This window comes from Rhodococcus sp. C3V (assembly GCF_029269915.1).
Classification (GTDB): Bacteria; Actinomycetota; Actinomycetes; order Mycobacteriales; family Mycobacteriaceae; genus Rhodococcus_F; species Rhodococcus_F qingshengii.
Genome location: NZ_JARJBE010000001.1, coordinates 628,404 through 646,036, shown reverse-complemented (window position 1 = coordinate 646,036; position 17,633 = coordinate 628,404). Strand labels below are relative to the sequence as shown.

The window sequence follows — 17,633 nt, the reverse complement described above, 5'->3', positions numbered from 1 at the left end:
ACACGCGAGCACTGGCCGTCTCACAAATACGCCCGATTTGTCTCATTATGTGGGCTCGGTCACTATTGGCGTCTATTTGCGGGAGAGTGACTGCGACCTGCGGGATCTGACATATCATGCCCGCGTGTCGATGAATTCCGCCCGCATCCGCGTGTCGACCCGATCGGTCGATCCTGCGGACGCCGACGACTTCTGGCGCAGTGCCACACGTCCGTTCTTCGTCACCGACCGAATTGACCCTGACACATCTCTCGAAGGCTCGATCACAGCGCTTTCCATCGGAACCTCGTTGATCGGTCAAACTACCTTCAACGCACAGAAGTACACCCGAAACAATCGGCTGATCGCCGAGAGCGGACTCGACGATGAATACATGGTCCAGGTCGTCCTCGACGGGCAGTTGAGCGGCAACGCCGACGGAGTCGATTTCGTCGCACGTCAAGGCGATGTCACATTCTTCGACCTCGGGCGTACCTGGACCGCCGACGCGGAGGCAGAATCGACAGGGCGCACCATCACACTCCTCGCACCGCGTTCCCTCGTCGAGGCCGAGTCGAAGGGTCGTTCTCTACACGGGACGGTACTGCGCGGAGTTCCTGCCGTCGTGCTCGCTCAGTGCATGCAATCGGTCGTACTCGCGCTACCGCATCTCGACCCCGATGCTGCGGCCGGCTACGAGGACGTCGTCGCTTCCCTCCTTCGTGTCAGTTTGGGTATCGCCGAACCTGATCTGTCGCCGCGGCCCGATCACTCTCTCCGCGATCGTGCGTACGCCTACATCGCCGAGCATCTCTCGGAGACCTGGCTCGGCCCGACGAGCATGTGCGCAGCATTGTCCGTCTCCCGGGCACAGCTCTATCGCGCATTCGCATCCGACGGCGGAATAGCTCTTGTCATTCGGCGGAAGCGTCTCGAACTCGTCTACCGCGAATTGACCAGAACCGAGATGCCGAACGAAACGATCGAAGCGTTGGCCCTGCGATGCGGCTTCACCTCGAAATCCCAGTTGGCGCGAGCGTTCAAGGACTTCTACGGGATGACCCCGAGCCAAGCCCGAACCGACGGCAGACGCACGATCGGGGACCCGTCGATCGCACGCCTGCACCGCCGACTCGAGTTCTTCAGCCCCTGAATCCGAGATACTCCACAGCCTCGGGAGCGTGCCTGTGTTCTAGTTGATCCATGAGCTGGGTCGACAAGGAACTGAGTCTGGCTGCGCTCACAGGTGCGGTCACAGGTGTCGCCGTGATGATCCCGATAGTCGGCGATGGAGCCTGGTCCTGGGTAGGACTGTTCATGGCGGCTGTCGTCGCTACCGGTGACCCGGTGCGAGATGCCGCAGGGTTCCCGATGTCCTTGATCGTACTGGCGGTCATCGCCGCAGTTACGTACGTGTTCTCCTACCTGCTCGCCCCCGCCCAGGCCTCCCAGACCTCGTAAGAACCTCTGCTCCATCACGATTCGTCCTCCGAATCGCGGTGGAGATCAATAATTCCACGACGGGCAACGAGCTCAGATCACTTCAGCTGGAAATGAACCGGAGAACAAACTGCTCGATGCCTTCCGATATGACCTTGGTCAGCGCGGTGAAGTCGTTCGACCAGCGTTGAATATCCAAGCTGCTCATCACTTTCCTCCGTTCTTCGTCCCGCTGCCCGTGACCGCACAGCGTATGCGGGACGTTGGGGCGCACTGGAACTATCTGCGAGAACGCAGTTTCCGTTACCGCTTGACCGATCGAACAGCACAGCTTCTCGCTACCGCATCAGACGGTCACTTCTTCGACCGGTTTCTCCTCGTGGCTCGCCGCGCCGAAGACGGCCACGGCGACGGCGCCCGCGATTGCCCCGACGAAGCCGACGACGGCAAGCCATTCCAGGCCAGGTCTCGACGCGTCGCCGAGCACCACGACGCCGACGATTCCCGGAACCACCGTCTCGCCGACAACCAGAGCCGCTGTCGCTCCGTTGACGGATCCCAGTTGCAGCGCCACCGTGTGCAGATAGAAACCGCCCAGGCCCGAGACGAGGATCGCCCAGCCGGCCGGATCGCGGAGCATCGTGCCGATTTCGAACGGATCGATTCCGTAGACCACGCGTACGGCAATGGCCAGACAGCCGAACAACACACCCGAGATCAACCCGGCGACTACTGCTGCGCGTGAGCCCAACCATCGGATCAAACCGATGCCGATCAGCAAGATCAACGCCGAGCCCACGAGGACACCCCAGTGGACGACGTCGTTGGAACTCCCACCGCCCGCGTGACCTGACGACAATCCGAGCAGCAGGAGCGATCCGATCACAGCGGCGATCGCGAACCAGTCGCGACGATGCAACTGGATGCCGAGGACCACGGTCCCCAGTACTGCCGTGATGACGAGATTGGCACTGACCACTGTCTGCGACAAGAACAGTGGAATGAGCCGCGCGGAGATGGCACTACCGGCGAATCCGACCGCATCGAGCACGGTGCCCAGGATGAACGACGCCGTCAGCGCGGCCGCGAACGTCGAACGCAAGGTCGGGCCACCCGACGCCGTCACGTGTCCGGCCTCGCCACGCTGCTCGGCGGCAGCTGCCGACTTGCGCGCGCCGTAGGCTTGCAGCACGGATGCAACGCCGTACCCGACGCATGCCACGATCGCGGCAATCAGTCCGATCAGCATCGAAATTCCACACGAAGTTCCTGGGCAATGGTCATGGAGATAGACCCTGCCCTATTTCCCCAGGCCTGACATCACCCTCAGGTATTCGAACAAGTGCTACCCGAGAAGTACACCGACCGACCCTGACCGGTACCTGGGGACACCCCGACCCCTAGTGGAATTGCTTGAGAGCCCTGATCTTGTTCATGACGTCGAGCGCCGCCACCTTGTACGCCTCGGACAGTGTCGGATAGTTGAAGACGGCGTCGACAAGGTATTCGACGGTCCCGCCGCACCCCATCACCGCTTGGCCGATATGCACGAGATCCGTTGCACCCGAGCCGAAGATATGAACACCGAGCAGTTTCAGGTCATCCGTCGACACCAGGATCTTGAGCATCCCGTAGGTGTCGCCTGCGATCTGCCCGCGCGCGAGTTCGCGGTACCGGGAAACCCCGACCTCGTACGGCACCGATTCCTTGGTCAAATCGACCTCGGTGGCGCCCACGTACGACACCTCGGGAATCGAGTAGATGCCGATCGGCTGCAGATCCATCAGCTTCGCGCCTGGTTCGTCGAAGGCATGATAGGCCGCGAGTCGACCTTGATCCATCGACGTCGCCGCCAACGCCGGGAATCCGATGACGTCACCGACGGCGTAGATGTGTTCGACCTTGGTGCGGAAATTGTCGTCGACGTAGATACGGCCACGTTCGTCGGCTTCGAGCCCGGCGTTCTCCAGCGCGAGTGGCGCCGTGAGGCCTTGCCGTCCAGCCGAGTACATCACGGTCTCGGCGGGAATCTGCTTGCCGCTGCGCAGCGTCGTAAGCGTTCCGTTCGCTCCGACGTCGACGGCCGTCACTTCTTCACCGAATCGGAAAGTGACCGCCAGATCGCGTAGATGGAATCGAAGCGATTCGATGACCTCGGGGTCGCAGAAGTCCAGCATCGACGTCCTCTTCTCGACGACGGTGACCTTGGTGCCGAGTGCCGCGAACATCGATGCGTACTCGATACCGATCACTCCCGCGCCCACGACGACCATGGTGGTCGGGATGGAGGTCAGATCGAGGATTCCGTCGGAGTCGAGCACCCGGTGACTGTCGAAGGACACCCCCGCCGGGCGAGCAGGCAACGTTCCGGTCGCGATCACGACGAACCTCGCCGTGATCGTCATCTTGTCTCCGCGCGAGGCGTCCTCGACGAGGATGGTGCGCTCGTCGACGAACGAGCCGACCCCTACCAACAATTCGACGCGGTTGCGCAGGAGCTGAGATCGAACGACTTCGATTTCTTTGGTGATGACATGCTGGGTTCGCGCCAGCAGGTCGGCCGGAGTGATGTTCTCCTTGACGCGGTAACTCGCGCCGTACAGTTCGCGTTGGTTCATCCCGGTGAGGTAGAGAACCGCCTCACGCAACGTCTTCGACGGAATGGTGCCGGTGTTGACGCACACTCCCCCGAGCATGTTGCCCTTCTCGACCATCGCTACCCGTTTACCCAGCTTGGCCGCCGCGATGGCAGCCTTCTGCCCACCCGGGCCGGAGCCGATCACAACCAGGTCGTATTCCATCGGATCAGTCATCGCTTACAAATACCGTCTGCATACGACCGGCAGATGCCGAGCATGTCAATACTCGGTGAACAATCCGCGCGCCGAAACGACACGACGGCCGTACACGAACCCTGTTGCAATTAAAAGAGATACAGCCGAATACATACGAAACTTGCTACACATAAACATATTCCGACGTTCGCATGCGCACATGCTTCGTCGCCGACGGAATTCACAACGGTCTGTTGAAATTTGTTTCACCACAGAGTGATTGATCGATCAACTGACAGGTGACCAGGGCCGTAAACCGGATGTCCAGTATTCGAATTGTCCGAAATAACGAGCGGAATGTTCCTCGTCACATCCCGCACCGAAGCAGTTGCGCGGAGCCTCGGGCCGCGTTCTACTTGCCTTGACTAATCATCTGTCACTCTCAGTTACAAACATCCGCCCCGTTCACGATCCCCACCTTTCGCCATCTCGAGAGATCAGGTTTCCCAATGGAATTCACGGAACTTGCCGACTATCCCCTACCTCCAGGGACCGTCACCGAGTGGACTCCCGCCGCGGTGAATCCGCCCGAGCTGTGGCCTGTCGACCAGCGTCCCGCCAGCTACATACACGAGGCACACTTGAAACATGCCGAGCAGACGAAACGGCAGGTGCACCATCAGACCGACGTGTGCACTCCGTCGTGGCTGGGTACCTCGTTTCGCATCCACGACCGACTCGACCGAAGGATCTGGGCGGCCGCTCTCGATCACTGGATCGATCGCCACGAAGTGCTCCGAACACACGTCGCCGTGGAGGGCGAAACGATAGTCCGACGCACCGCGGCGTCTGGAGACGTCCGGATTCTGGGCACCGAGGTCGGACACCTTGCGTCCTCGATGTCTGTCTTCACGCATCTGCAGCAACTGCTCGACCGATCGACCGATCCACTTGTCTGGCCTGCGTATCAGTTCGCGACGATCGAAGGCCCCAACCACTTCACCGTGGTTTTTGCCGCTGATCATGCTCTGCTGGACGGATATTCGGTGGCGTTGACCGCGCACGAACTGCAGACGATCTACCGATCGTTGAGCGAGGGAAGCCCTCCCTCGCCGCCCGAGACCGGAAGCTACATCGACTTCGGCACCAGGGAACGAGATCTCGTGGGACACGCGGACCGCTCTCACCCGGCAGTGCAGACGTGGCGCGAGTTCTACGCGCAGGGCGAGGCTCCGTACTTTCCAGCGCTACCCGAACCGGTCACCGGACGCCGAGTCCCTCAGCAGAGCCTGTCTGCCTGGCTTCTGAGCGCCCGGGGAGCCGAACGCCTGGCAGAAGCGAGCAAGCGCAGCAACCAAGGATTCCTGGCCGCGATACTCGCGTGCGCGGCCAAGGTGACCGGCGATCTCACCGGTGCAGACGAATTCCGCGTCGTCGTGCCGCAACACACCCGTTCGGAGCTTCGATGGGCCGCGTCGCTGGGATGGTTCATCGGTGTTGTGCCGGTGAGGATTCCGATTGCCCCCGCCGCAACCCTGAGCGATCTGGCCAAGGTTGCCGGCACGGAGATACGACGCGTCCGCCCCGCCGCGGCACTGCCGTATTCGAAAGTGTGCGAGCTGATCGACTCCCCGCAGCACCTGCCGTTCGTGCTCTCGTACATGGACGTTCGTCACGTTCCTGGTGCCGAGCAATGGACGAACTGGCAGACCAGGGGCCTTCGTAGTCGAGATCATTCGGGAACCGACGTCTACATCTGGCTCACGCGGACTCCCGAAGGGCTCAATCTGGCCATACGCCACCCGGGCAACGCGCGCACGAGCCGCCACATCCATCAGTTCGCGGGACTCCTACGCCGCGAAATGGAGGACTTTGCCTTCTCGACCGACACTTTCGCACCTCCGACCAACACCGCTGTACCGATCGAGGAGAACTCTCATGGAAATGACACCCATCGATCTCTGGGCACCGAAAGCCGGGACGCTCACCGAGTTCAGGCCTACTGAACAATCCCTGGCGGCGGCATCCGGGGCTCCGCGGAGCGACCAACCGCTCTCGTTCCTACAGGAAGGACACATTCGTACCGCCGATCACAAGCGCGCACAAGGCGTCGACTGGTCACCGTGGATCGGATTCACGTTCACTCTGCCCGGTGATCTCGATCGGGAGGCACTGCGTCGGGCGGTCCAGGCGTTTGTCCTGCGGCACAACACACTGCACAGTTGGTTCGAGGTGAGGTCATCCGAAGATCCCGACGGTAGCGGGGTCATCGACCGTCACGTGGTGGATGCGTCGACGATCGAACTCACGCCGCACAGCGTCGGTTCTCTGAACACGACAGATGCGGTTCGCGAGCATGTGAGCCGAAGTTTCGCCGGCGATACCAGCCCATTGCAATGGCCCTCGTTCATCAGTGGCGTCGTCGAGCACGGCGCCGGCTTCACCGTCTACTACGGCGTCGATCACTCGCACACCGACGGCCTGTCGTTGATGCTGGGCGTCGAAGAACTTCGTGCGCTGTACATCGCCGAAAGCGCCGGCATCGACGCTCAACTTCCCTCTCCCGGCAGCTACGTGGAGTACAGCGGCGAGGAACGGACATCTGCGGGCAACCTCGACCTGACCACAGCGCCTGTGCAGCAGTGGATTTCGATTCTCGCCGCCAACGCCGGCCAACTCCCGACGTTCCCCCTCGACCTCGGTGTCGCGAGCGGCGAACAGACCCGGTCGACCCGCACACACATCGACGTTCTCGACAGCGACGAGTCAGCCGCGTTCGCAGCGCTGTGCAAGTCCAATGGCGTCGGCTTCTCCACGGGGATCTTCGCAGCCCTCGCCCTCACCGAGATCGAAATTGCGGATCGAGCGAACTACTTCGCGCTCAACGCAGTCGGCACTCGCTCCGATCCGAGATACCTCTATTCCCAAGGCTGGTTCATCAATCTCGTCCCGGTCTCGTTCACGCTGAGCGGTGTCACGAACTTTACCGATGCACTCCCCCTTGCCCACGCTGCTCGCGCTGCGGTGAAGGGACTCGCGGACGTGTCCATTCACTCGGTGATCGCCCAGGTGTCGAAGTTGACCGGATCCGACATCGGTGGAACCTCGGTCCCGCCGATGGTGTCGTACATCGACATGCGCCTGATTCCAGGTGCCGAGCACCATGACGAACTCGAAGCGCGGGCACTGGGTGGGCCAGGAACGACGGGTGATCTGTCGATGTGGATCAACCGGAAGGAAGACCGTACGTACGTGATGGTCAGTTTTCCGGACACCGAGCAGGCGCACACATCGGTGAATCGGTACCTACGACACCTTCGCAACGTCCTGAGAACGGTCGCTGATACCGGCGACTACCGTGTCGTGTGTCAGGCGGATGCACGTCAGGAAGTGGAGACCGCCTGATGCACATCACGTTTCTCGACAGGTTCGAGGCACGGCCGGGCCGCATTCTGCAGTGGACGCCGAGCGAAATCTCCACCGGAACGACGTATCCGGTTCCCCCGACCTCCAATCAGCAGCTGCATCTTGCCGGCAGCCGCGGCGATACGACTTGGCTCGCTGCTACTTTCGACGTTCCCGGCCCCATCGACACGGACGCACTCAAGGCCAGCTTCGAGGAATGGACGTCCCGTCACGACGCCCTGTCGTGCTCGTTCTCCCAGGCCGAAGAATCGGGCGAATCCTCGGCACTGTTCGTCGACGTCGCCGACGTCGGCGATCTGCGCCTGCGTGAGGAAACAGTGGCTGACGCGCGAACACCGGAGCAGGTGCGAGAACTCTTGGGCGAGCGCTTGGATCGATGGTGCAATCCTTTCGCGTTTCCCGCGTACTTTCTCGGTGCCATCACCCGCGAGGACCAGTCGACAGTGGTCTGCGGGTTCGACCATGCCATCTGCGACGGCTGGTCCATGAGCATCGCAATTACCGAGATCAGCACTCTGTATCGCGAATACACGCGGGCGGACCGTGATCCGATCGCGTCTGATCTCCTTCCGGAGCCCGGGAGTTTCCTCAACTACTGCTTCCGGGAATCGGCAACCGCGGATCCAGAGCCCGGCGACCACCGGATTGCGGGTTGGCGGTCCTTCCTCCGAGCATGCGGGGGTGACACTCCCCATTTTCCCGTAGATCTGGGACTGCCCGCCGGGGCGATGTCGCCCCAGGGCACAGACACCCGAATGCTCCTCGACGCCGACGAAGCAGAGCTGTTCGACCAGAACTGCGCCGATCATCGGCACTCGTCGTTCGGTGCAATTCTTGCGTCGATCGGTTTGGCCACAACACAATTGACCGGCAAGAGGGACACGCACCTACTGTTCCCTGTTCACACGCGTCGGGAACCGCGACACAACCACACCTTCGGATGGCTGGTAGCCAATGCGCCCATCACCGTGACGAGCATGGACAATCTTCACAGCACTGCCCGGGCAGTCAATCTCGCTTTCCACGAGTCACTTTCACTGTCGTCCGTGTCGTCGAGGCAGGTGTTGCGGAGCTTGGGGCCCGAGGTTTCGCCCACTCGCAGAGACATCTTCTCGGTGTCCTACGCCGACTACCGAACCATGCCCGGTGGATCTCGCCCCCGTAAATCGAAGTCCAGCGAATCACAGCCTGCGCCGATCAATCCGCAGCAACTCAGTCGCGTCTCGAACGCCGACGACGTTCAGTTCTGGTTCTCACGAACTCACGACGGATTGGCAGTGCGGACCAGGTTTCCTGCGCCCGCTGCCCGGACAGTGCACACCTTCCTCTCGCATGTCTCCGAGATCCTGTCGACGCCGTAGACGAACGGCCGCCTATCCGTAGATCTATTTGACACTTCTTTGTTGTGCACAACTTAACTGTGCGCTACAGTTGTTCTCGTGACCAACCCACTCGCTCTCGAACGCCAGGTCTGCTTCGCCCTCTATTCGGCGTCGCGGGCCACTACGGCCGCGTACCGGGCAATGCTCGACGACCTGGGAATCACGTATCCCCAGTACCTCGTCTTGTTGACGCTCTGGGAACGAGACGGCCGGGGCGTGCGTGAGATCTGTGAGGCACTCGATCTCGATACCGGAACTCTGTCGCCGCTGCTCAAGAGGCTGGAGGGTCTGGGATTCATCGAGCGCCGACGCCTCACCACGGACGAGCGTCGCGTCGAGATTCACCTGACCGAGGCGGGTTCCACCTTGCGTAGCAAGGCCGAGGACATCCCGGCCAAGCTCGCAGGCGCCACTGGTCTGAGTAACGACGAACTCACCGAACTCCGAGACGTTCTCACTCGTCTCGGTGAGTCACTTCAAGCATCCAACGCCCACTCCGACGGAAAGAAGAAGTCATGAACATCGTCTACACCGCAGAAGCACTTGCCACCGGCGAAGGCCGCAACGGTCACGCTCGCACCTCGGACGGACGCCTCGATCTCGGCCTCGCCATTCCCAAGGAAATGGGTGGCAGCGGCGAAGGCACCAACCCCGAGCAACTCTTTGCCGCCGGATACGCAGCATGCTTCCACTCCGCTCTGCAGATGGTCGCCCGCGCCGAGAAGGCCAACGTGGCTGATTCCGCAGTCGGCGCGCGGGTCGGCATCGGCCCCAACGGTGCAGGAGGCTTCGGACTCGCTGTGACGCTGGAGGTTTCACTCCCCCATCTACCCCATGATCAGGCCGTCGAGCTGACGGAGAAGGCACACCAGGTGTGCCCGTACTCCAATGCAACTCGCGGCAACATCGAGGTCACCCTCGAAGTAAGTAAGGACGACGAATGAGCACTACCACTGTCAGCCGGGAAATCCGTCTCGCTTCACGCCCGAACGGTTGGCCCACGTCGGAGAACTTCGCCACCGCCGAAGTAGAACTCCCCGAACTCGAAGACGGCCAGATCCTGGTCCGCAACATCGCCGTCTCCGTCGACCCGTACATGCGCGGCCGAATGAACGACGTGAAGTCCTACCTTCCGCCGTTCCAGGTCGGTGCGCCGCTCGACGGTGGTGCTGTCGGCGAGGTCGTCGAATCCAAGTCGACTGATCGCGCCGTGGGCGACGTCGTCGTCCACGGCCTCGGATGGCGTGAATACGCCATCCTCGACGGATCCGCAGTGACTCCGGCCGACACGTCCATCGCGCCGGCGACGGCCTACCTGGGTGCCCTCGGCATGACTGGCCTCACCGCGTATGCCGGCCTCACCGCGGTTGCGGAGTTCAAGGAAGGCGATACCGTATTCGTCTCCGGCGCAGCAGGTGCCGTCGGATCGCTCGTCGGTCAGATCGCCAAGTTGCTCGGAGCGAAGCGAGTAATCGGTAGCGCCGGTTCACCGGCGAAGGTTGCCCGACTTCTCGAACTCGGATTCGATGCGGCATTCGACTATCACGACGGCCCGATCACCGAACTACTCGCCGCTGCCGCCCCTGACGGCATCGACGTGTACTTCGACAACGTCGGTGGCGAGCATCTCGAAGCCGCAATCGATGCCATGAACCAGGGTGGCCGGATTGCCCTGTGCGGAGCCATCGCTCAGTACAACACCACCGAGAAGCCCACCGCTCCCCACAACCTGGCACTGGTGATCGGCAAGCAGCTCACACTGCGCGGATTCCTCGTGGGCGGCTACCGTCACCTCGGTGGCGAATTCCGCACCCACATGGCAGGGTGGCTCGCCGACAACAAGATTCAGTGGGACGAGACCATCGTCGAAGGTCTGGAGAATGCACCGCAAGCGTTCATCGACCTGATGCGCGGCGCGAACACCGGCAAGATGGTTGTCACGCTGTAACCCGAACAACATCTAGCTCGAACGGATATGAAGGTGGCCGCGAACTTCTCGAAGTTCGCGGCCACCTTCATATCTGAATCAAATCCCGAACGAGACTCCGGTCAACTTCTCCGACAGTGTCCACAAACCCGAGGCTGTCTTCGTATCGTGTGACTTCTTGTTCGACCCCACGACCTTCGGATACCCTCGCTGCTCGAACGGACCGTCCGGTCCGATATAACTGCCGCCGAAGGCATCCGGCGCGGTTGCCGCCCACAGTTCGGGAAGGGCGCCCATCTCCGCGGACTGCGCGAAGATCGAATTGCCGATTCCCATCAGCTTGTCCTGGATCGACTCAGTGTGCCCCTGCAGGTTCGTCGACGCGTATCCCGGATGCGAAGCGAGCGCTTTGAGCGAAGATCCCGACGCCGCGAGCCTGCGTTGAAGTTCGTACGTGAACAACAGATTGGCAAGCTTGGACTGCCCGTAGGCCAACCATCGGTTGTACTTCCGACGCTCGAAATTGAGATCGTCCAGATCGACAGTTCCGAGCTGATGCAGGGCACTGGACATCGTCACGACACGATCGGTGAGCTTGTCCTTCAGCAATCCGGTCAATGCGAAGTGTCCGAGATGGTTTGTGCCGATCTGCATTTCGAATCCGTCGACCGTCCGGCGGAACGGAACCGCCATCACGCCGGCGTTGTTCACCAGGACGTCGACCTTATCCGTTGCGTCGGCAAAGGCTCGTACCGACGACAGATCCGAGAGGTCCAATTTGCGGACAACCGCGTTGGGCCCGATCTCGGCGGCTACGGCGTCGGCCTTCGTGGTGTCACGACAGGCGAGGACGACGTCGGCCCCGGCTTTGCCCAGCGCTCGTGCGACTACCTCACCCAGTCCGCTGTTCGCCCCCGTGACGACAAATGTGCGGCCGGTCTGATCGACTACGTCTTCTGCGGTCCATTTGGTCATGCTTTCCAGCGTACGTGCCTTACTCGCCGGTAGGGAGGGGTCGCTTTCCGTCATCGCCTGCGCTTGGCGCGGATGGGCTTGGCGCCCGGCAGCGGCGGTGCAGCCACTCTGGGCGACGGGGGCGCGGTCATTCCGGGAGTCGGCGACGATTCGGCTTCCTTCTGCTCCGCAGCGATGCGTCCGTACACAAAATGCTGTTGTCCCAGCGTCCAGCAGTTGTTACTCACGAAATACAGCAGGATCGCCACGGGCGCAAACGCACCGAAAGCGATCACCCCCACCGGAAACACCCACAATGCGAGCTTGTTCATGATCGCTGTTTGAGGGTTGACGGTTCCGGTGTCCACTTGGCGCGCGATGGATGCCCGCGATGTGAAATGTGTAGCGACGGCGGCAAATATCATCAGCGGTACCGCTACCAGAATGATGGAGATACGGCTGACGTCGCCGAATGCTTCCAGTTGTGCTGCCGGGCTCGAAATCATGGCGGACAACGGTGCGCCGAACAGTTTGGCGTCGAGAAAAGACTGCACGTCCGAGGCACTGAAGAAGTAGTTGGCCGTGTTCGCGTTGTCCGCCACCGACATCGGTTCGGTCGGGCTCAGAAACGGGACGTGCGATGCCGCTCCGGTCCGATTGAACGATCGCAGGACGTGATAAAGACCAATGAACACCGGTGCCTGAACCAGCATCGGCAGACAGCCGAGCAACGGACTGTAATTATGTTCTTTCTGCAGCTTGGCCATCTCTACAGTGAGTTTCTGCCGGTCACCCGAATACTTCTTCTGCAACGCCTTGATCTGAGGTTGCAGCTTCTGCATCACCAGTTGAGTGCGGACCTGCTTGACGAAGGGTTTGAACAGCAGGGCTTTGAGCGTGAAGACGAGAAATACGACCGACAACGCCCACACGACGCCGTTGTCGGGTGATCCGGAGACCAGTGAGAAGACCTTGTGCCAGAACCAGAGGATTCCGGACACGGGGTAGTAGACAAAATCGAGCATGACGAATGAACCTCACCGAAAGGCACGCTCAGAGAGATGAGAGCGCGGGAATGGTCGTGGACGCAAGACGTCTGACCGACCTACGACGAGTTCACACCCGCCGACTGCCGATCTACAGACCGATTCCCGGAGCTCGAGGTTGCGGACGACCGGGCGCGTCCGGGCTGCTCTGCCTGCGGAAAGCACCACGCAGGCAGCGTTCGTCATCAGACGGGCCAGTGGCCGAAACCGCGCACAGTTGCAGAAGTTCGTACTTCGAGGAAGTTGCGAGCGCAGCGACCACGAAGACGGCAATCGCAGTTCCCAGCACCGCGGCGCTACCCGAGGAACCAAGCGGAGGCACTGCGAGAAGAGCGATGAACGGCAGCAGAAGCAGCAACAGTGACCGTGTCACCGTTCCTGTGCTCCGCTGTTGCATGACTGCGAGAGTACAGAACGTCTGCCGAATCCAGCCAGACGCTTGCCTCACGTACTTGTTCGCGCAGCCATTTGTGCGCAGGATCGTGGTCCATCCGACCGTGCCACTGTTGAGCGTTCGGCGCTCCCGCTGCGAATCGCCTGACCGGAGCCGGGGTGAGGCCGGCCGCCGTGCCCTCCTTGATTCGGATCACGAAAGTCCGTCGAAGTTCTCGCGATCGATCAACAGGCCTTGCGACCCTTCCCGGAGCGATCGAACCTGAGGCGCTGCGCGCACAGCAAAGGATGTCGGCACCAACCCACGCCGGCACGAACAAAGATCGGGTCACCCATCGCACGCCGGAGACGCGCAATGCCCTACCGGTAGCCGGTATCGACAAGTTCGATCGCTCGGCCGCGCCGGTGACGCTGCCCTGCGCCATCAATGTGTCGAACACTCTCGAGATATTGAGATCCATAATTCTTGCAGTAGACACAGTTCAAAACAGAACAGGTGCCGCACTGACCGCCAGCTCGTCCGGCAAGTGATTCCGTCCGAACCTGGCCAACAGCTCCGCGACGTCGATCAGCCACAATTGTGATTGCCGCGAACGTCACGGACCTCGGGGTCACCCAAAGCAGCGCAGACAACATCAGACCTTGCGCGCGGGATGACACGATCACTGGTGCACTCGATCTTGCCGTCCACCGCAGGTGCGGCGACGACCGTAGTACCTGCATCGTTACCTACTTCTTTCTTCTGCCACTTCGCGAGACGTCACGATTGCCGACATGCCACTCGAAAACAGGTATGCATCCCGTCCAACTGACCGGCGCGAACACGTCGAGGCGAAACCAGGCTGTGTGTCACAAGCCGAAGCCCGATCACGCCCAGCCGGATACCTACTTCGGGACGCACCGACGCGAAGGCAACACGAGAAATGTCGCACCACCGATTTACCAACCCCCGCACGACGAAAAATGCACTCGGAAGGGCGCTTGTCATCGGCGCTCTTTCACTGACAACCCTTGCCGTCAGTACCGACACCGCGAACGCTCAGGCCCCCTTGCATCCGGACTGGAACACCGCCGGAGTTTCCGTCGTGACGAATCCGGCGAAAGTGTCAGCTTTCGCTTCCTCGGATGGAGGCCGCGCATTGGCAGCCGCGGAGTCCAAGATCGGCGCCCCGTACGTCTGGGGCGCGACCGGACCGGACTCGTTCGACTGCTCCGGCCTCGTTCGATGGGCCTATGCACAAGCGGGCGTTTCGATTCCGCGAACTACCTACGACCAGGCTGTCGGCGGAGCTCCGGTTTCCCGGGACGACCTCCAGCCGGGTGACGTGGTCCTGTACTACGGCGGGGAACATGTGGGGATCTATGCCGGAGGCGGTGAGGTCGTTCACGCCCCGACGTCCGGGGAGTCGGTCAAACGCGCACCCGTGGACTCGATGCCATACTATCTCGCCCGGCGCTACTGACATGTATCGCGTCAGCTTGACAAAACGTCTTGTATTGCAACGACATTCGGGCCACTCATCACGATCCGAATGCTTGACACTCCCCCATTGCCCGGACTGTGATGCAATCCTCTCCCCAGCGAGCGCGGTCTGCACCAGGTGTCGTGGGGCACGGTTGGACGTAACGCGGTGTTGCGGAGACGGCACTGTCGTGTCCTGGCGAACGGTTCACGGCGACCCTACTACCGTTCTCGCCATCGTCGAATTGGACGAAGGGCCGTGGCTGTACACCTTGCTCACGGAATCCCCGCGCGTGGATGCGGCTGGACCGCTGCGAGTGTCGTTTCAACGGCGAGAACACGGCAAGCGCTACCCGGTGTTCTGCCTATGCGGCGACGTCGGCGGAGCACTGCAATCAGACATCAGTTCCGGTCTGCTGAACTATTGACCTCGCGCGAGTCACGCTCCTGCGCAGTCGATACCACCCACGCCGCGATCTGCGCGCGCGAGGTGAAACCCATTTTGGTGAGTACATGCTCCACATGCCCCTGGGCCGTGCGTACCGAGATGACAAGGTTTTCTGCGATTGCGCGGTTGGTCAGTCCCTGAGCAACCAGTTCCGCAACTTGCTGCTCACGCCGAGTAAGTCGAATCGCCTCGGTCGACGATGTGTTCGGGACTCCGCAATGCTCGTCGAGCGCGTACGCGACAGCTTCACCCTCGGTCATCACAAGTCCCCGGTGAAATTCCTTGTCGAAAGCACTCTTACCCAATGCCTTTTGAGCATCGTTTGCAGCCTTGTCATGGTGGGGTGACAAGATCGGAAGCCCCGCGAGCCGACTCCCGACTTGCTTCCAGTACATGGCTGCAGCGCCGAGCAGAACCGCAGAATTCTTCCAATCACGTTGCGCTGCAGCAATCCACGCCAACTGTTCGATAGACCACGCCGAGTTCATTGAAGCATCCGTGGTCCGCAAACTTCTCGCCAAATGGTCACGCGCGCGCTCGAGATCACCGCGATACCAATACACAAGCCCTAGGTTGCTCAACGCCGACGCCTGATACATCGTTTCGTGCAACGCACCGGTGATTGCAAGAGACTCGTCGAAACACTCCACCGACCGCTCCAGGGCGCCGGTAAAGATGCAAGCGAGCCCGAGGGTGACCAAACCGGCTACTTTGTGCTCCAGATTCTCAGCGGTCTGGAACAGCGTAACGGCAGACTCCAACTTTCCTGCAGCACTGTCGAATTCGCCGTTGAACGTGTCGACATATCCGTCCGCCCATCCAGCCAAGCCTCGAGAACGTACGTCTCCGATGATTTCGGCAAGGCGCCAACTCTCCTCGACCTGTCCGCGCGCTTGGGCGAGATCACCTTGCATCCCATGCGCTACGGCGTCGATACACAAAATTTCCACGCGATACGTGTCCGGCTCCCCATCGGAAGCTCTCAGGGTTCGATCCGCCCAATGTCGCGCCGAACCGATTCGACCGCCGAGAACCCAGAATCGGTACAGCGCCGCTACCATTCGTGTCGCTGATCGGGTCTGGCCCGGCGTCGAGATCGAAAACTCCAGCGCGTCGTAGACGTTGTGCTGTTCACGACCCAGCCGTGCAATCCACACCGCTTGCCGGTCGCTGATCCACTCGACTTCCGCACGAACGACCAGCGACTCGAACCAATCACGGTGGCGCCGTCGAAGTTCCACGTAGTCGTTCGAGAACTCGGCCTTCTCTCGTCCGTACTCCCGCAGAAGGTCGAGCAGGTGATAGCGAACAGTGCCGTCGATCTCCTCCCGAATCAGGATGGACTTCTCGACCAACGCAGTGACGAGATCGAGCACTTCCGTCGAACTCGAATCCTGCCCGCACACTCCTTCTGCCGCGTCAAGCTCGAACCCACCGGAGAATACGGTCAACCGACCCCACAGCTGCTGCTCCGGAGGTGAACACAAGTCGTAGCTCCAATCGATCGACAATCGGAGAGTCTGCTGCCGACTGGGTACGTCGCGTCCACCAGACGTCAAAAGGCGGTATCGATCCGAGAGCCGATCCATGATCTGCTCCACGGACATACCCCGTAGGCGAGCAGCCGCCAACTCGATCGGCAGCGGCAATCCGTCCAGATCGTGGCAGATACGGGCGACGGCACTCCTGTTGTCCTCGGTCAGCACGAAACCCGGCACCACAGTCGCAGCTCGTTCTGCGAACAACAAAACAGACTCGTACCGAGCCAGCCCGTCGTAAGCGCGCGGCCCCCGCAGTTCCGGCGTTGTGAGAGAAGGAACCCGCATCGTCACCTCGCCGCCCACACCGAGAGACTCCCGCGACGTCGCCAGAATCTTCACGCCGGCACATCGACGCAAGATCGCCCCGGCAAGCCTGGCGACGGCATCGACCAGGTGTTCACAGTTATCGAACACCAACAGCAGACTCCGATCGATGCAATAGTCGATCAGTGCCAGCAGCGGATCGGACGACGAAACCGGCCGCACCCCCAGCGTAACGGCGACATGCTCTTCGAGCAGATCCGGATCCGACAGCTCCCCCAACTCCACCAACCAGGTACCGTTGCTGAACACCCGCTGCAGCGCACCCGCAAGCCGGATCGCGAGCCGCGTCTTGCCCACGCCCCCGACGCCGGTCAGCGTCAACAAACGGGACGACTCGAACAATCTTCTGGCATCGGCCAACTCACGCCGCCGGCCGACGAAACTCGTCAGCTCCAGCGGCAGGTTGCCGACAATCCGATTATCGGCTTCTGCGCGCACAGCGGATGCCATCGACCGACTCGCTTTCTGCGATTCCACTACAAATCAACGTTACCCCCGCGCACTGCACCCGGAGAAGCGCTCACCACTGCCGCGGTA

16 protein-coding genes are annotated in these 17,633 nt (G+C 61.3%); 10 read left to right on the top strand and 6 right to left on the bottom strand.

Annotated features, from left to right (window positions below):
• Positions 1-130: 130 nt before the first annotated feature.
• Together P3G66_RS03250 and P3G66_RS03245 are read left to right on the top strand one after the other, a co-directional pair.
• A complete protein-coding gene (locus P3G66_RS03250; protein ID WP_202425989.1) occupies positions 131-1,132 on the top strand; it encodes an AraC family transcriptional regulator in 1,002 nt (333 codons plus the stop codon).
• 50 nt (positions 1,133-1,182) lie between these two features.
• Positions 1,183-1,440 (top strand): hypothetical protein, encoded by a 258-nt coding sequence (locus tag P3G66_RS03245; protein ID WP_276116174.1) that lies wholly within the window; start codon positions 1,183-1,185, stop codon positions 1,438-1,440.
• A gap of 325 nt (positions 1,441-1,765) precedes the next feature.
• On the opposite strand, the gene P3G66_RS03240 is transcribed toward P3G66_RS03245, so the two are convergent.
• Both P3G66_RS03240 and sthA read right to left on the bottom strand, forming a co-directional pair.
• A complete protein-coding gene (locus tag P3G66_RS03240; protein ID WP_003940348.1) occupies positions 1,766-2,668 on the bottom strand; it encodes a hypothetical protein in 903 nt (300 codons plus the stop codon).
• A 151-nt stretch (positions 2,669-2,819) separates the two neighbouring features.
• On the bottom strand, positions 2,820-4,232 hold the full coding sequence (gene sthA / locus P3G66_RS03235) for a Si-specific NAD(P)(+) transhydrogenase (protein WP_276116172.1): 1,413 nt from the start codon (positions 4,230-4,232) through the stop codon (positions 2,820-2,822).
• Positions 4,233-4,702: 470 nt separating this feature from the next.
• On the opposite strand from sthA, the gene P3G66_RS03230 reads away from it, so the two are divergent.
• The 6 genes from P3G66_RS03230 (at position 4,703) to P3G66_RS03205 (ending at position 10,949) form a co-directional block, all read left to right on the top strand.
• Complete coding sequence (locus P3G66_RS03230) at positions 4,703-6,199, top strand: condensation domain-containing protein (protein WP_276116170.1); 1,497 nt, start codon at positions 4,703-4,705, stop codon at positions 6,197-6,199.
• Positions 6,132-7,598 carry a condensation domain-containing protein gene (locus P3G66_RS03225; RefSeq protein ID WP_276116169.1) on the top strand — a complete coding sequence of 489 codons (1,467 nt, stop codon included), beginning with the start codon at positions 6,132-6,134 and terminating at the stop codon, positions 7,596-7,598. Before P3G66_RS03230 ends, P3G66_RS03225 begins: the two co-directional genes overlap by 68 nt.
• Entirely contained in the window at positions 7,598-8,980 is a 1,383-nt protein-coding gene (locus tag P3G66_RS03220) for a condensation domain-containing protein (RefSeq protein ID WP_003940563.1), read from the top strand. The genes P3G66_RS03225 and P3G66_RS03220 overlap by 1 nt, the downstream gene beginning before the upstream one ends.
• A 78-nt stretch (positions 8,981-9,058) precedes the next feature.
• Entirely contained in the window at positions 9,059-9,520 is a 462-nt protein-coding gene (locus tag P3G66_RS03215; RefSeq protein WP_003940568.1) for a MarR family transcriptional regulator, read from the top strand.
• Complete coding sequence (locus P3G66_RS03210) at positions 9,517-9,945, top strand: organic hydroperoxide resistance protein (RefSeq protein WP_003939720.1); 429 nt, start codon at positions 9,517-9,519, stop codon at positions 9,943-9,945. Before P3G66_RS03215 ends, P3G66_RS03210 begins: the two co-directional genes overlap by 4 nt.
• A complete protein-coding gene (locus tag P3G66_RS03205; protein ID WP_276116168.1) occupies positions 9,942-10,949 on the top strand; it encodes an NADP-dependent oxidoreductase in 1,008 nt (335 codons plus the stop codon). Before P3G66_RS03210 ends, P3G66_RS03205 begins: the two co-directional genes overlap by 4 nt.
• 78 nt (positions 10,950-11,027) lie before the next feature.
• Here the strand turns inward: P3G66_RS03205 and P3G66_RS03200 are convergent, their stop codons facing one another.
• From P3G66_RS03200 to P3G66_RS03190, 3 genes are all read right to left on the bottom strand, one after another.
• A complete protein-coding gene (locus P3G66_RS03200; protein WP_276116167.1) occupies positions 11,028-11,903 on the bottom strand; it encodes an oxidoreductase in 876 nt (291 codons plus the stop codon).
• Positions 11,904-11,953: 50 nt separating this feature from the next.
• Positions 11,954-12,907: a membrane protein insertase YidC gene (yidC, locus tag P3G66_RS03195; RefSeq protein ID WP_003939695.1), complete on the bottom strand. Its 954-nt coding sequence runs from the start codon at positions 12,905-12,907 to the stop codon at positions 11,954-11,956.
• Between the two features lie 112 nt (positions 12,908-13,019).
• Positions 13,020-13,325, bottom strand: coding sequence for a DUF6412 domain-containing protein (locus P3G66_RS03190; protein ID WP_029256089.1), 306 nt, complete (start codon positions 13,323-13,325; stop codon positions 13,020-13,022).
• 919 nt (positions 13,326-14,244) lie between these two features.
• Between P3G66_RS03190 and P3G66_RS03185 the strand changes: the two genes are divergently transcribed.
• Entirely contained in the window at positions 14,245-14,784 is a 540-nt protein-coding gene (locus P3G66_RS03185) for a C40 family peptidase (protein ID WP_276116166.1), read from the top strand.
• 190 nt (positions 14,785-14,974) lie between these two features.
• A complete protein-coding gene (locus tag P3G66_RS03180; RefSeq protein WP_054825746.1) occupies positions 14,975-15,211 on the top strand; it encodes a hypothetical protein in 237 nt (78 codons plus the stop codon).
• Here the strand turns inward: P3G66_RS03180 and P3G66_RS03175 are convergent.
• A complete protein-coding gene (locus tag P3G66_RS03175; protein WP_276116165.1) occupies positions 15,186-17,546 on the bottom strand; it encodes a LuxR C-terminal-related transcriptional regulator in 2,361 nt (786 codons plus the stop codon). The two genes, P3G66_RS03180 and P3G66_RS03175, sit on opposite strands and share 26 nt — an antisense overlap.
• Positions 17,547-17,633 lie beyond the last annotated feature (87 nt).